At 61.3% G+C, this 15635-nt stretch carries 12 protein-coding genes; 11 read left to right on the top strand and 1 reads right to left on the bottom strand.

Features of this window, described 5'->3' with window-relative positions; genetic code table 11:
- The first annotated feature begins 72 nt into the window (after positions 1–72).
- The 10 genes from cbiE to AC0Z4S_RS05920 all read left to right on the top strand — a co-directional run bounded on the left by cbiE (position 73) and on the right by AC0Z4S_RS05920 (position 9048).
- Positions 73–1284 carry a precorrin-6y C5,15-methyltransferase (decarboxylating) subunit CbiE gene (cbiE, locus tag AC0Z4S_RS05965; protein ID WP_485622394.1) on the top strand — a complete coding sequence of 404 codons (1212 nt, stop codon included), beginning with the start codon at positions 73–75 and terminating at the stop codon, positions 1282–1284.
- Positions 1277–2374: a cobalt-precorrin-5B (C(1))-methyltransferase gene (locus AC0Z4S_RS05960; protein ID WP_485622393.1), complete on the top strand. Its 1098-nt coding sequence runs from the start codon at positions 1277–1279 to the stop codon at positions 2372–2374. Before cbiE ends, AC0Z4S_RS05960 begins: the two co-directional genes overlap by 8 nt.
- Positions 2371–3096 carry a cobalt-precorrin-6A reductase gene (locus AC0Z4S_RS05955; protein WP_485622392.1) on the top strand — a complete coding sequence of 242 codons (726 nt, stop codon included), beginning with the start codon at positions 2371–2373 and terminating at the stop codon, positions 3094–3096. Before AC0Z4S_RS05960 ends, AC0Z4S_RS05955 begins: the two co-directional genes overlap by 4 nt.
- A 56-nt stretch (positions 3097–3152) precedes the next feature.
- Positions 3153–3488: a type II toxin-antitoxin system RelE/ParE family toxin gene (locus tag AC0Z4S_RS05950; RefSeq protein ID WP_186547518.1), complete on the top strand. Its 336-nt coding sequence runs from the start codon at positions 3153–3155 to the stop codon at positions 3486–3488.
- Between the two features lie 4 nt (positions 3489–3492).
- Positions 3493–3816 (top strand): helix-turn-helix domain-containing transcriptional regulator, encoded by a 324-nt coding sequence (locus AC0Z4S_RS05945; protein WP_485622391.1) that lies wholly within the window; start codon positions 3493–3495, stop codon positions 3814–3816.
- A gap of 107 nt (positions 3817–3923) precedes the next feature.
- Positions 3924–4322: a DUF2946 domain-containing protein gene (locus tag AC0Z4S_RS05940; protein WP_485622390.1), complete on the top strand. Its 399-nt coding sequence runs from the start codon at positions 3924–3926 to the stop codon at positions 4320–4322.
- Between the two features lie 48 nt (positions 4323–4370).
- Positions 4371–4850: a copper chaperone PCu(A)C gene (locus tag AC0Z4S_RS05935; protein ID WP_485622389.1), complete on the top strand. Its 480-nt coding sequence runs from the start codon at positions 4371–4373 to the stop codon at positions 4848–4850.
- Between the two features lie 21 nt (positions 4851–4871).
- Positions 4872–5318: a DUF2946 domain-containing protein gene (locus AC0Z4S_RS05930; RefSeq protein WP_485622388.1), complete on the top strand. Its 447-nt coding sequence runs from the start codon at positions 4872–4874 to the stop codon at positions 5316–5318.
- 84 nt (positions 5319–5402) lie between these two features.
- Complete coding sequence (locus tag AC0Z4S_RS05925) at positions 5403–7523, top strand: TonB-dependent copper receptor (protein WP_485622387.1); 2121 nt, start codon at positions 5403–5405, stop codon at positions 7521–7523.
- Between the two features lie 151 nt (positions 7524–7674).
- Entirely contained in the window at positions 7675–9048 is a 1374-nt protein-coding gene (locus tag AC0Z4S_RS05920; protein WP_485622386.1) for a PepSY-associated TM helix domain-containing protein, read from the top strand.
- Between the two features lie 50 nt (positions 9049–9098).
- On the opposite strand, the gene AC0Z4S_RS05915 is transcribed toward AC0Z4S_RS05920, so the two are convergent.
- Positions 9099–14030 carry a DUF4329 domain-containing protein gene (locus AC0Z4S_RS05915; protein ID WP_485622385.1) on the bottom strand — a complete coding sequence of 1644 codons (4932 nt, stop codon included), beginning with the start codon at positions 14028–14030 and terminating at the stop codon, positions 9099–9101.
- A gap of 210 nt (positions 14031–14240) precedes the next feature.
- Here AC0Z4S_RS05915 and urtA point away from each other — a divergent pair, with 210 nt between their 5' ends.
- Positions 14241–15506, top strand: a complete 1266-nt coding sequence (gene urtA / locus AC0Z4S_RS05910) for an urea ABC transporter substrate-binding protein (protein ID WP_056787644.1) — start codon at positions 14241–14243, stop codon at positions 15504–15506.
- Positions 15507–15635: the final 129 nt, after the last annotated feature.

The raw sequence follows: 15635 nt of genomic DNA, 5'->3' as shown, positions 1-15635 counted from the left end.
CGGTATTATGCCTGCTTTGTCCGGCGGCATGAAAAGTCTGCCCGTCGGAACGGCACGTTTAGAGGAATATAGATGTCACCCTGGCTGACGATCGTGGGAATTGGTGAGGACGGCTTCAAGGGCCTGGGCAAGAACGCCCGGCGTGCCCTGATGAGCGCTTCGCGGATCGTCGGCGGCCAGCGGCAACTGGATTTGCTGCCGCCGTGCATTGGCGGCGAGCGGCAATTGTGGCCGAGCCCGTTTTCTCTCGCGCCGGTGCTCGAATCGCGTGGCGAGCCGGTTTGCGTGCTGGCCAGCGGCGATCCGATGTTCTACGGCGTCGGAGCCAGTCTGGCGCGTCAGGTACCAAGCGCCGAGATGTCGATCATTCCCGCGCCTTCGTCGTGTGCATTGGCGGCGGCGCGCCTGGGCTGGCCGTTGCAGGAGGTGACGATTGTGTCGCTGGTGGCGCGCCCGCTGGCGGCGCTTAATGCGCAGTTGTTCAGCGGTGTGCGTCTGTTGCTGCTGAGCAATGACGGCAGCAGCCCGGCAGCCGTTGCGCAGCTGCTGTGCGAGCGTGGTTTCGGCGCAAGTCGCATGACTGTTCTGGAGCATCTGGGTGGCGACGCCGAGCGGCGCATTGACCGCGCCGCCAATGAATGGGAAGACGCGCCCGTTGCTGACCTTAACGTCATCGCTATCGAATGTCTGGCCGAACCGGGAGTCGTCAGCCAGTCGCGCCTCGCCGGTTTGCCCGATTCGGCATTCCGTCACGACGGTCAGTTGACCAAGCGCGACGTGCGCGCGATTACCCTCGCTCGCCTGGCGCCAACGCCTGGTGAATTGCTCTGGGATGTCGGCGCCGGCAGCGGCTCGATCGGCATCGAGTGGATGCGCGCCCATCCGAGTTGCCGCGCCATTGCGGTTGAGGCCGACGCGGGCCGTCAGCAATTGATCGAACACAACCGCGATGCGCTGGGCATGCCCGGCCTGCAACTGATTCGCGGCAAGGCGCCGCACGCGCTGCATGGCCTCGAACGTCCAGACGCTGTTTTTATCGGCGGCGGTGTCACCCGCGAGGGCGTCTTCGAGACTTGCTGGGAACAGCTCAAACCCGGCGGCCGTCTGGTCGCCAACGCGGTGACTTTGCAAAGCGAAGTCACCCTGCTGCACTGGCGTGAACAATACGGCGGTGAACTGACGCGCATTCATGTCGCCCAGGCGCAGCCGCTCGGCGAGTTCGACACTTGGCGCCAGGCATTGCCGATCACCTTGCTCGAACTGGTCAAACCCCTTGATGCGTGACGAAACCGCCGAACAACCCGCGCCCCTGCGCAGCGGCCTGACCACCGGCAGCTGCGCCACCGCCACCAGCCTCGCCGCAGCGCGCCTGTTGCTCACCGGCGTCGGCGCTGACGCGGTGCACATCACGCTGCCCAAGGGCAAACAGGTGCAGATGCGCCTGGAGTTCTGTCGCCTGAGCGAGGGCGGCGCCGAGGCCGGCACGATCAAGGATGCCGGCGATGATCCTGACGTCACCCATGGCGCACTGCTTTATTCACAGGTGCGACTGTCCGCCGAACCGGGGATTCGCTTCAACGCCGGTGTCGGCGTCGGCACGGTGACCCGACCCGGTCTCGTATTGGCCGTCGGCGAGCCGGCGATCAATCCGGTCCCGCGCAAGATGATCAGCGATCACTTGACCTTGCTCGCCGCCGAAACCGGCTACGGCGGCGGCTTCGAGGTCACGGTCAATGTCGAGGGCGGCGCAGAACTGGCGCTGAAAACCATGAATCCACGGCTGGGCATTCTTGGCGGCCTGTCGATCCTCGGCACCAGCGGCATCGTCCGGCCATTTTCCTGCGCCGCCTACATCGCCTCGATTCATCAGGGCATCGATGTGGCGAAAACCAACGGTTATCTGCACATCGCCGCGTGCACCGGCAATGCCAGCGAAGACACCATGCGCCGGGTCTACAACCTGCCGGAAATCGCTTTGATCGAAATGGGCGACTTCGTCGGCGCGGTGCTCAAGCATCTGCGCAAGGTACCCGTGGATAAACTCAGCCTGTGTGGCGGCTTCGGCAAGATCAGCAAACTCGCTGCCGGACATATGGATCTGCACTCACGGCATTCGAGCATCGACTTGCCGCAACTGGCTGAGTGGGCAGCAGCGATTGGCGCGGACGCGGCATTGCAACAAGGCATTCGTGCGGCCAACACCAGCCAACAAGCCTTGGCCATGGCCAGTGCGGCGGGCATTGCTTTGGGTGATGAGGTATGTCGCCATGCGCTGAATTTCGCCCGCAGCGTGGTGCCTGCGCAGGTGCAGGTCGAGGTGTTTGCGATCGATCGCCAGGGCGGGATCGTCGGGCACGCCGGAGGTTTTGCATGAAGCGGATCCTGCTGCTCGGCGGTGTCACTGAAGCGCTGGCGATTGCCCGCACATTGGGGCCGCAACATATCTACAGCCTCGCCGGCGTTGGCCGGGTGCCGAGCGACTTGAGCTGTCAGGTTCGCGTCGGCGGCTATGGTGGGGTCGAAGGTCTGGCGCAATTCATTGCTGACCAAGGCATCGATCTGCTGCTCGACGCTACGCACCCGTATGCCGCACAAATCAGCGCCAATGCCGCTTGCGCGGCACAGCTCGCCAGCATTCCCTGCTGGGCCTTGCGGCGCCCGGCGTGGCAACCGCAAGCGGGCGATGACTGGCGCGAGGTCAGTGACTGGGCCGAACTGATCACCGCGCTGGAACCGTTCCACCGCCCGCTGTTCACCCTCGGCCGCGAACCACTGCAACACCTCGACGAAATCCCCGCCCACCAGTTCTGGACGCTGCGCGCCCTCGACGTCTATCCCGGCAACGCGCGCTGCGAAGTGATCGGCGCCCGCGGACCGTTTCTGCTGGAAGACGAGCGCGCGCTGTTCGAGCGCCGGCAGATCGACGTGCTGATCAGCAAGAACAGCGGCAGCACCGCCACCGAGCCGAAGCTGGAAGTGGCACGTGAGCGTGGCGTGCCGGTGCTGGTGTTGAAGCGCCCGGGGTTGCCGGGGGTTGATCGGGAATTTCTGTCGCTTCAGGAAACACTTGCCGCGTTGGCGGCGATCCTCTCATGAGGCAAGATCCGCAGCTTGCATGACAAGTAACCTATTTGTTACCTTCAGGGCCAGCCGTGATCACACTCGAAGAATATGTACAGGAAGACGAATCAAGCCCGTTTGGCCGGTGGATTTCTACTTTGAGTGTCCAGGCAGCCGCAAAGGTCTCTCATGCGATGGTCAGGTTGGAATTGGGCAATACTTCAAATATCAAATGGTTTGATGGCCTGGGTGAATACAAAATAAATTGGGGACCTGGGTACAGAATCTATCTGATACAAGAAGGAAAACGCCTGATTATTCTGTTCGGCGGAGGTGACAAATCTACTCAAAAGAAAGACATCAAACGGGTCAAGGCATTGGTAGCCGAATTCCGTACTCGAAAAAAAGCTGAACAGAACCGGAGGTAATTTGATGGTTCTCACTCGAAGCTACAAACATTCAATAGCGGAGCGCGCCCAGCGTGATCCTGAATTTGCTCAAGCATTGCTGGATGAAGCCGCGACTTTATTTTTGAATGGCGAGCCAGAGATGGCCAGGATAATTCTGCGCGACCTCATTAACGCCACCGTAGGTTTTGAAGAGCTCGCAAGGGAAACCGAGCGACCCAGTAAAAGCTTGCATCGGATGCTCTCAGCGAAAGGCAATCCGAGCATGGATAATCTCGCCAAAATATTCTCGGTAATCCGAACTACGCTTGGTGTAAATATGCAGGTTCATGCTGTCCCTGTGAATTGAGCAACCCGTAGCGCGCTGCGACACCAAACCGCACGACGCTTTTTTACTTATCGGCCCTGATCAGGCTAAATAGCCGCGCCTGATCGCCCACCCAACGGACCTGTCCCATGAACCGACGCCGGTTAGCATTTGCCTGGATCGCCTGCTTTGCAGTGCTGTTCAACATGCTCGCCATGCCGCTGAGCGGGGCGATGGCGCAGGCGGGCGGCGAACCGGCCGAGCAGATCCTCTGGAGCAGTTTCTGTACCGGCAGCGGTATGAAGATGGTGGCGATCAACATCGGCGCCAACGATCAAAAGGCTCCGCAAAACGACAGCCATTCGAACATGCAGCATTGCTGGTGCTGCTCAGGTGGAGCGCCATTGCTGGCGCTGCCGGGGCATTCGCCGCAGTTGTATTTCGCGCAATTTGAAAGCAACCGCAGCGTTGCGCCCTTCGCCCTGCAAGCCCCGACGCCGCGCCAACAATGGCCGAGTCTCAATCCCCGCGCTTCCCCTCTGGTCTGATTTGTTCGCGTCCTGAATCCGCGTTTCAAATCGTTCTGGAGAATTGCCATGTTGAAGAAACTCTTCGTCCTCGCTGCGCTGCTTTTGCCGGCGTGCTTCGCCCATGCCCACGAATACAAGGCCGGTGCGCTGGAAATCGCCCACCCGTGGTCACAGGAACTGCCGCCGAATGCGCCGACCGTTGCCGCCTATTTCATCATTCACAACACCGGCAAAAGCGCCGATCGCCTGCTCAGCGTCGACTCGCCCATCGCGCCCGAAGCGCAACTGCACGAACACGTGATGCAGGGCGATCTGATGAAAATGCAGCAAGTGCCAAGCGTGGAAATCCCCGCCGGCGGTACCGTGACGTTTGCGCCGATGGCTTACCACGTGATGCTGCTCAACCCGAGCGATCGCAGCCTGCTCAGCGATGGCAAGCGCTTCCCGATGACCTTGCATTTCGAGAAAGCCGGCGACGTTAACGTTGAAGTGGCCGTGCAGAAGAAGCCGCCGGAATCCACTAAGGCCCACGTGCACGCTCAGTAACAGACCCGGCTGACTTCGCACATGCGCCCGTTGCGCGCCAGGCCCGTCCCGCATCACCGTCAGGCTCAAACGCTGACGCGTGGCAGCTGGATCGCCCTGTTCGCCATGTTGATGATCTTCATCGGCCCACTGATTTCTCAGTCGATGCCGATGGATCAGCACGCCTCGACATCGATGCCAATGAGCATGGACATGTCGATGGACATGCCCGGCATGGACCACGGCAGCCATGAAGCCCAGCCCGCAGCCGAGCACTGCCCGCCGCAATCCTCACATCACGTGCTGTGGGAAAAGTGCGGTTATTGCAGCCTGCTGTTCAATTGCCCGGCACTTACCGGTGGCGGCGATTTCGTCGCTTTCAACTTCCCGCCACCCAACACCTTCACCCCACCCTCCCCGCGTTTGGGCCATGCCCGCCAACCCTTCTTCCCCGGCGCCCGCACCCGCGCCCCGCCCATCGCCACGTAAACACGCACCTCTGATTGCACACGGTTGAGAAGACAGCTTCAGGCTGCCGACCGTGGTGTTTACGACTGTTCGATGGAAATTGTCATGTCCAGGTTTACTGCTGTCCCCTGCGCGGAATCTGCCCGCGCGCCTTTCACCCTGAACCGCTCGCGGATGCGGTTCGGGCATGCCAGCGCCGTCCTCTGCGGCGTATTGCTGACACCGCTGGCACAGGCCGATGAGCATACCGGCCACCCGCAAGAACTGAGCCCGACGGTGATCACTGCCATCGCCCCCAGTTCACCACTGACGATCGTCACCGACCCCAAGGACCCGCGCCAACCGGTGCCGGCCAGTGACGGCGGTGACTATCTGAAGACCATTCCCGGCTTCGCTCTGGTGCGCAATGGCGGCACCAATGGCGATCCGGTGCTGCGCGGCATGTTCGGTTCGCGGCTGAATATCCTCACCAACGGCAGCATGATGCTCGGCGCCTGCCCGGGCCGGATGGATGCGCCAACTTCCTACATCTCGCCAGAGACGTACGACAAATTGACCGTGATCAAAGGCCCGCAAACCGTGCTCTGGGGCCCCGGTGCCTCGGCCGGCACAGTGCTGTTCGACCGTGAGCCGGAGAACTTCGGCGAACTCGGCACTCGCGTCAACGCCAGCATCCTGGCCGGCTCCCACGGCCGTTTCGACAAGGTCATCGACGCCGCTGCCGGCGGTCCCTTGGGTTACGTGCGGGTGATCGGTAACACCGCGCATTCCGACGATTACCGCGACGGCAACAACGACATCGTCGCCTCGCGCTACGACAAGTGGAACGGCGATGTCGCACTGGGCTGGACGCCGGATGCCGACACCCTGATCGAGCTCACCGCCGGCAAGGGCGACGGCGAGGCGCGTTATGCCGGGCGTAGCATGGACGGCTCGCAGTTTCTGCGCGAAAGCCTTGGCCTGCGCTTGGAAAAATCCAACATCAGCGGCGTGCTGGAAAAACTCGAGGCGCAGGTCTACTACAACTACGCCGACCATGTGATGGACAACTACACCCTGCGCACACCTTCCGGCACCGGCATGATGGCCGGGCCCATGGCCTCCAACGTTGACCGCCGCACCCTTGGTGCGCGGATCAAGGCGACCTGGCGCTGGGCGGATATTCAGCTGATCACCGGGCTGGATGCGCAGACCAACGAGCATCGCCAGCGCAGTGCGATGGGCATCGATACGTACAAGGAGCTGCCGTACAGCAAGGATGCCGACGTCCACAATTACGGCGTGTTCAGCGAAATGACCTGGTACGCCGCTGAGCGTGATCGCTTGATCACTGGCGCCCGGGTCGATCGCGCTTCGGCCAGGGATTACCGCCAGAGCACCGGGTCGGGAATGATGTCGCGGCCCAACCCGACCGCTGACCACACCCGCGCCGATACCTTGCCCAGTGGCTTCGTGCGCTATGAGCACGATCTGGCCGTCAGCCCGACCACCCTCTACGCCGGGCTCGGCCACGCGCAACGCTTCCCGGATTACTGGGAGTTGTTTTCGCCCAAGTCCGGCCCGGCAGGTTCGGTCAATGCTTTCGACTCGATCAAACCGGAAAAAACCACCCAGCTCGATTTCGGTGTGAACTACAAGAGCGCCAACCTCGAAGCCTGGGCATCGGGCTATGTCGGCGTGGTGCGCGATTACATCCTGTTCGACTACACGCCGGGAATGATGGGCATGAGCACCTCGCGCGCCGAGAACATCGACGCGCGGATCATGGGTGGCGAACTCGGTGCGGCCTACAACCTCACCGATAACTGGAAAGCCGATGCGACCCTGGCCTACGCCTGGGGCAAGAACAGCAGCGACGGCTCAGCCCTGCCGCAGATGCCACCGCTGGACGCGCGTTTCGGCATGACTTACAGCCAAAACAACTGGAGCGCTGGAGCACTGTGGCGAGTGGTCGCCGCGCAGCACCGCATCGACGCGAACAAGGGCAACGTGGTCGGCAAGGACTACAACCAGAGCTCGGGCTTCGGTGTGTTCTCGCTCAACGGCGCGTACCGGATCAACCAGCACTGGAAGGTCAGCAGCGGCGTCGACAACCTGTTCGGCAAAGCTTACGCCGAACACTTGAACCTGGCCGGCAACGCCGGGTTCGGCTATCCGGCCAACGACCCGCAGGCAATTAATGAACCGGGGCGCACGCTCTGGACCAAAGTCGATATGAGTTTCTGACAGTCAACACCTACCCATGTGGGAGCGAGCTTGCTCGCGAAGACGGCGCCACGGTCGGCATCGATATCGACTGAAGAACCGCTTCGCGAGCAGGCTCGCTCCCACAGGTAAACAGACAACGTAAAGAACCAAGCCCAGCGGAGCACACGTGATGCAAAAGCCTCAACCCAATTTCTACAACCTGGCCTGGCGCTGGCACTTCTATGCCGGGCTGTTCGTCGCGCCGTTCATGGTGATGTTGGCCCTGACCGGGATCATTTACCTGTTCAAACCGCAGCTTGACGCGCTGATGTACAGCAGCCTGCTCGAAGTCCCGGCCGGACATCACACGGTGCCTGCCGATGACTTGCTGCAACGGGTGAAAAACGCTTACCCGCAAGGTCAGGTGACCCAGTACCTGCCGGCGCCAAACGCTGAGCGCAGCGCGCAGTTTGTGGTGAAAAATGCCGGGCACGAACTCAACGTGTTCGTCGATCCGTACCACGGTGACATCCTCGGCGAGCAGGATGCCAAGCAGAATCTGCAAGCCATCGCCCGGGCGATTCACGGTGAATTGATGATCGGCACGGTCGGTGACCGGCTGATCGAAATGGCCGCTGGCTGGGGCGTGGTGCTGGTGGTGTCGGGTCTGTTTCTGTGGTGGCCGCGCGGTCAGGCGGCGGGCATTCTGTGGCCGCGCCTGAGCAGTCGTGGCCGCGTGTTGTGGCGCGATCTGCATGCGGTCACCGGATTCTGGGGCGCGACATTGCTGCTGGTGATGCTGCTCAGCGGCATGACCTGGACCGGTTTCTGGGGCAAGCAGTACGCCCAGGTCTGGAATGTGTTTCCAGCAGCGATGTGGAACAACGTGCCGACCTCCGACATCGAGGCACGCAGCCTCAACAGCGCCACCCGCCAGACCGTGCCATGGGCGATGGAAAACACGCCGATGCCAATGTCCGGCGACCACGCCGAACACATGGCCCACGGCAACGCCCACGCCGGCCCCGCCGCACCCAACGTCAGCCTGCAAGACGTGCAGAACATCGCCAGCGCACGCAAGGTCGAACCCGGCTACAGCATCACCTTGCCGACCACTGCCACCGGCGTATTCACCATCGCCGTGTTCGCCGACGACCCGCGCAACGACGCCACCCTGCATATCGATCAGTACACCGGCAAGGTCCTCGCCGATGTGCGCTTCGAGCACTACGGCACGGTTGCGCGAGCCACGGAAATCGGCGTGATGCTGCATGAAGGCAAGATGTTCGGCACCTTCAATCAGATCGTCGTCCTGCTGATCTGCCTGATGATTCTGCTCAGCGCCGTCAGCGGTGTGGTGATCTGGTGGAAGCGTCGGCCTGAAGGCAAGTTCGGTGTGCCGCCGCTGCGCCATGACCTGCCGAGGTGGAAGACCGGCGTAGTGATCATGCTCGCCCTGGCGGTAGTGTTTCCGCTGGTGGGCGCTTCGCTGGTGGTGGTGTGGTTGCTGGACCGGTTTCTGCTGGCACGGCTCGGCCGGCAAACGGCAAACCTGCCCGGTTGAGTCCGTGACGCGGGGTGCCCCTCACCCTGCGTCACACCCTCGATCAGCGCCTACAATTCATCCCTGCGGCGAGCAAAGCCCGGGCTGGGCATTTGCTGGCGGCCACTCGACCAGCCAATGCCCTGGCGCCCGGTCTGGCGCCAGTAGTGACCGGCGACCAGTACGGATAACTCGCCCAGCGCCCCGAGCCTGGAAATAAACTCGCCGGGGCTCAGCCGTGTGACCCACCTGCCGCTTTCATATGCCACCAGCCGGGTCGACAGCAGATCCCGTTCAGCGGGTGTATAGACCGGGACGTACTTGAGCAAAACGCCGTAGGGGGTTGAATAGTAGAAGGCCTGGATGGCGAAACCCTGATCCTTGAGCTGATGGGTACGCGCCAGAACCTGAGCGGGCGAAGCGAAGTTGGCTTGCACATGCTGCGCATCGGTGCCCAGCGTGGTGTTTCCGGAAAGGTGCATCTGATGACTGGCAACCAGGGTGTAGCCCTCAGGGTAACGCGGCGCAGGGTTGCGCCAACTGATCGACGGATCGGTGGGCGCGCGGAATATCCTTGCCAGCGGCTTGCTCTCGTATGAAGAAACGGCAACCGGTTCGAGCGGGACAAAACGCGGGCTCGTTCCGTGCGCCAGTATCGCCGCTTCGTACCCTCGATCGAGGACCGGTTCGCCGGCTCGACTGCCGGCATGCCGGGCGGCATCGTCGATGTGGTGAAACAGTGGCCCCAACGCGGGTTCCGGATGGGTCCGCCATCTTTCGTCGTCGGCACTCTCGCCCTCGACAGTTTCCTTATCCTCGCGATTCCAGCCCTGGTGCGACCAATACTCGCTGGTTTTCAACACATCGAGCCTGCCAGCCCGGGCCATTCGACGAACGAAGTCAGCCAACACAAAAGTGCCTTTGGCGATGTCACGTTCATCGTTCGCCGCCTGTGCGGGCGAATCGAACGTGTTGGGCCGTAGCTCGATCTGCCCATGCCTGTCGTAAAACTCGCCCGGTTCGAAGGGATGCAGTTTCAACCTCAACAGTGCGCCGTCGGCGCAGGAAAAGTAGATGGGCAAATAGCCTTGGGTCATGTTGGCCCGTCGGCACGCCTGCAAGACATCGGTCGGCGAAAGAAAAACACTGCGAACGTCATTGTGCGGTGCCCCCAATGGCGGCAAGGGTGCTCGCAAGTAAATCGCGTCCAGAACATGACCGTAAGGCAATCGCCCTTGCTCGAAGATTCGGTCCAGCGCCAACCGCGAACGCTGCGCCTCGATCGGCAGGCTGGCGATGAATGCACCGTCGCCGCAACGCAGGATAAAACCGAAGGTCAGGGTATCGCGGCTGACGACGGCCTCGTGGACATAGGTGGCTGCAGCATCGGTCTGAATGAACACGGGGCTGCAGGCCGCAGCACGGGTGGCTTTATGGTAATCGGCCATGGGAAGCAAATTTCCGGCGTAAGGCACCCAACGGGTCACCTGCCGCGGCGCACCCCAGATCTCGCTGCCGATGACCACGTACAAATAACCGGCCCGGGCCAGGGAGTCGACCCATTGGCCGGGCTTCAAATCGCCGCTCCGGATACGTTCTCTGATCGCTACGGCATCAAGGGAAGGAGGCACGTGACCGGTACCGGTCAAGGCGCGGGAAAGATCGGCGAGGAAGTGCTCCCAGGCGCCTGCCTGATAGCGAATCAACGAGCCGTCAGGCCCGAACAGGTATTCATCCCACCTCTTCGGTGTCGTGCGGATGAATGCCGAGTAGACGGTGTCGACCGATAGCATATTCAGATAAAGCTGCTTATCCGCTCCGGTGAACATCACCGACAGTTCTCGCATGGCTCTTGAACGATAACGTGCGGCGATGGAACAGCCAGCGGGAAACAGTCCGGCGCTGTAACTTTCGTCCGGGAATACCTCGGTGACATCGAAGTTTTCCCGCGACACCTTTATCGGCACCGTAGCAACGAACAGGCCTTCAGGGGTTTTCAGAATCACTCCGCCATAAACGGCGTCCGCAACCCTCGGCACTTGCAGACGGGCATGCACCGCCGCATCGTCCGCGTTCTGGAACAGCGGACCAAGCCGGCGACGCTCCAGGTTCGCATAGGGTTTCCAGGCGCCGTCGACCCGGCCGACCCGGTCCCAACACAGACTCGTGCGCATGACAGACAGCTCCCCACTGTCGGCCACCTCGTGAATGAAGTCCGCTGGCTTCCATTTGCCTGAGGCCAGGTCCTGCTTGATGGTTTCAAGTCTGCGGCTGGAGAGATCGTCATGGAACAGTTTGCTCGCACTGTTTCTCACGTATTTGAGCAACGCACCGTCCTGAGTACTGAGGTACAGCGCCACGGGCAGACCGGATGGGCGTACCGGACGACGAGGCGAGTAGTACATCGCCACAGTCAGGTTATCCGGCGAAATGAAATGCTGTGCGAGCCAGGCGTCGGTATCGCTGGACGGGCGTTTCACGTCATGGTGCAGGTAAAAGTTTGCGTACAGGCTGAAACCGTCCGGATACTGATACCAGGGCTCGGAAAGCTGTGAACCGAACAACGCCTGCAGTTGAAACAGATTGTCGCCCCGCGCATTGACGGGCACCACTTCAGTGGCGACGTACTCTTCCCGCTCGCGATGCTTGAGGATAAATCCGAACAACGCTCGCGGCTCGTCCTGCAACTGCGCAGCACGCGCGGCTTGATTCTGCGCCGCCTCGTCCGCCGTAGGAAAAACCGCTCCGCAGGCAACGCTGTCAGGGCGCTTCCAGGCAAAGGGTGATGTCGATAGAAATTCGCCACGAGAGAAAATGGGCGATTTGTCCAGTGGCCTGTTGGGGAACAGCGCGGGGGGTGCCGGCAATTGATCAGGCAACGCAGACTCCGGTGTGGTCGTCCCGAATTGACCTGTCAGAGGCACAGCCATCATGGCCCAGTCTGGCGGTACATCACCGCGATGTCCCCACAGCGGGTTGTCGAGCAGCACGGTCAAGCGCCCGCCCGCAGCCTGCAGGCGGACAAAGTCCTGCGGCCGCAGTTCGCCACCGGCAAGCTTCAACGCCAGAGCCCCCGGATTTTCACGGCTCCCCAAACGGGCGGCAAGCTCTCGGGCATTGCCCCCCTCGGACAATTCATACCTGAGCAGACTGTTCGCAGCCCCCGAGACATAAAGCGCGGTTTTGTCCAGCCAGGTCTGCCTGATCTCTTCGACACTCGGCATCTGCAGACTCAGGACCGCTTCTTCGTGCGTCCACTTGAAATCGTCAATGACCACCCGCTCCAGCTGCGACAGCGCCACGTGCGACACATATCGCCCGCGCAGTGCATGGTCCTCGGGAAAAATCGTCTGCCCATGAATGTCCCGAGGATACAGACGTCCCGAGCCAAGCACGGCAATGTTTCCCTCGATGGGCTCGGTGACCACGAAGCGATCGTCGACGCTGCGCTGAAAGACGTAACCGACGAGAGCGCGATCACGGCGGTTACCGACTTGTTCGTGAGCATACCGAACGGCATCCTCGGCCGAGAGGAAGCCGTCACTCAGGCCTGGCCAGGGGAAATTTGCAAAGGGTTGCCATTGCAGGTCAACGCGTCCCAGTCGCGCCCACAGCGCACTGCCGCGCAAGACGTCCAGCCGACCACTGATCACCAGCATCGAGACGAACTCACGGGGGCGCAGAGTCCCGGTCAGCAGCCTCGATTGCAGCCCCGGATCGGTGACGCTGCCGTCGGGGTGATCGATGCTCAGTGCGGCTTCGATCGGATCGCCGCTGAAGGTGTACTTCAACATTGCGGCATCACGGGTCTGCACGTACAACGACAACGGCGAATCGGACGCTGCCAGATGTCGGGCGCGACCATGACTTGCTATGGCCAGTGCCATTTCCTGCGGTGTGAAGAAATTCTCGTACAGCCATGGCTGCGAGGGCGATGTCCGCACAGGATCTGGCCAGGAGGCATAGTAAAACCCCTCGAGCGCATAGCCGGTAGGGAGCTCCAGTTTGCCACCGGGACCCGCAGGAAAGGTTTTCTGCGGAGCCCATGCAGACAGCCCGGCCGGACGCGCATGGGTCGCTACATACTGTTCGGCACCGCGTTTTTTCAGGAGCAGCCCCGACGACTGTGCACCCCTGGACTTCAACGCCGCGAGCACTGCCCGTTCGGCATTGGGCGCGAGCCGGGCCATCAGTGGCTGCTCACTGACCACGCCCCTGGAAAATGGCTGCCCGGCCTTCCAGTCCGCCGGCACCACGCCGACGGAATGCCCCCAGTCGGCGTTCGAGACAATGACCTTCAGCTCACCCACTGCGGCAACCTTGTTGATGATGCTCATGACGTCATAGGTGCCCACCGGATTACCGCTCGGCGAACCCGCTTTGCGCCACAGGTAGTAACTGAATTCCTCGGGCGATCCGCTGGGCGAATACTTGAGCAGCGTTCCGTCAGGGCCTGACAGATAAGCACTGGGGAAAAAGTTTCGCGCGGCCACATCAGCGACAAAATCCAGATCCGAAAAAAAACTGATGAACAGCCTGATCAACAGCTCGTCCCAACGCGGATTGGCGGCACGGACGTGATCATGCAGAGGCGCATGGCAATGCACGTTGGCCACACATCGGTAGCCACTGGGGTGCACGTAATTGCCAGAGGCATCGACCTCGATGAGGGTGCCGAAATCGAAACGTGTCACTTGCCCGGGAATCGGTGAGGTGGCGACGTAACGCCCATCGGGGCGCCGCAGAATAACGCTGCCGTATTCCCGGTCCGGTTTGAGCGGAATCCGCGTATGCGCCCAGAACGCGGCATCTTCCTCCTTGAGAAATCCCGGACTGAGCGGCGGCAGCCTGGTTTTGCCGGAGGGTTTTGCGGCGCGCTCGGTGCGTCCTGACACATCGTTCATGATAAAAATCCTGCTGAAAACATTCGGGATGACTATCGATCGAGTGTGTCGCTTCGCTGCCTGGACCAAGCGGTGCAGGGTTATCGTTTCTGTGTCCAATTCTGTAGCGACCCGTCCGCCCCAATCTGGCGCATGCAGGCGCACCAGAGCCCGCAGAGTGTCCGTTACTGGTGCGCGAGCGGTACCGCACGAGCGCTCTGCGACGGCATTTTCATACCGGATCGCGACCGGGCACAGCCCTTGCAAACCTTCCCTTCAGTCGTTCGCATCTGCCAATCACAAAAAACGTAATGTCATGGAGATCGCACAATGAAGCGTCGCAGTTTGATCAAGGCTTTCACACTCACGGCATCCATTGCCGCGATGGGCATGACCTGGACAGTCCAGGCGGCCGAGACCATCAAGGTCGGAATTCTGCATTCGTTGTCCGGGACCATGGCGATCTCCGAAACATCGCTCAAGGACATGGCCCTGATGACCATCGACGAGATCAACGCCAAGGGCGGTGTGAACGGCAAGATGCTCGAGCCGGTGGTGGTCGACCCCGCTTCCAACTGGCCGCTGTTTGCCGAGAAGGGCCGGCAGTTGCTGACCCAGGACAAGGTCGCGGTGGTGTTCGGTTGCTGGACCTCGGTGTCGCGTAAATCGGTGTTGCCGGTGTTCGAAGAACTCAACGGCCTGCTGTTCTACCCGGTGCAATACGAAGGCGAAGAGATGTCGCCAAACGTCTTCTACACCGGTGCCGCGCCGAACCAGCAAGCGATCCCGGCGGTGGAATACCTGATGAGCGAAGAAGGCGGCAGCGCCAAGCGCTACTTCCTGCTCGGCACCGATTACGTCTACCCGCGCACCACCAACAAAATCCTGCGCGCGTTCCTGCATTCCAAAGGCGTGGCCGACAAGGACATCGAAGAGGTCTACACGCCATTCGGTCACAGCGATTACCAGACCATCGTCGCCAACATCAAAAAGTTCTCGGCCGGCGGCAAGACTGCCGTCATTTCCACCGTCAACGGCGACTCGAACGTGCCGTTCTACAAAGAGCTGGCCAACCAGGGCCTGAAAGCCACCGACGTACCGGTGGTGGCGTTCTCGGTCGGCGAAGAAGAACTGCGCGGCATCGACACCAAACCGCTGGTGGGCAACCTCGCGGCGTGGAACTACTTCGAGTCGGTGGAAAATCCTGCGAACAAGAAATTTGTCGCGGACTGGAAAGCCTACGCGAAGAAACACAATTTGCCGGGCGCTGACAAAGCGGTGACCAACGACCCGATGGAAGCCACTTACGTCGGCATCCACATGTGGGCGCAGGCGGTCGAGAAAGCCAAATCCACCGACGTCGACAAGGTGCGCGAAGCACTGGCCGGGCAGACCTTTGCCGCGCCGTCGGGCTACACCCTGACCATGGACAAGACCAACCACCACCTGCACAAGCCAGTGATGATCGGCGAAATCCAGAGCGACGGTCAGTTCAACGTCGTGTGGCAGACCGAAGGGCCGATCCGCGCGCAACCTTGGAGCCCGTTCATCCAGGGCAACGACAAGAAGCCGGATTATGCGGTGAAGAGCAACTGAGTCACCGGATGTCAGTCTCGCGCCTGACGTGAGGCTGATGCAATTCCCTGTGGGAGCGAGCCTGCTCGCGAAGACGTCGGCACATCCAACATCCATGTGACTGACAGACCGCTTTCGCGAGCAGGCTCG

The sequence above is a fragment of the Pseudomonas sp. 1L-B-1-E-C1 genome, assembly GCF_057291835.1.
Note: the sequence above shows the minus strand (reverse complement) of the source record. Positions and strands in the feature narration are given on the sequence as shown.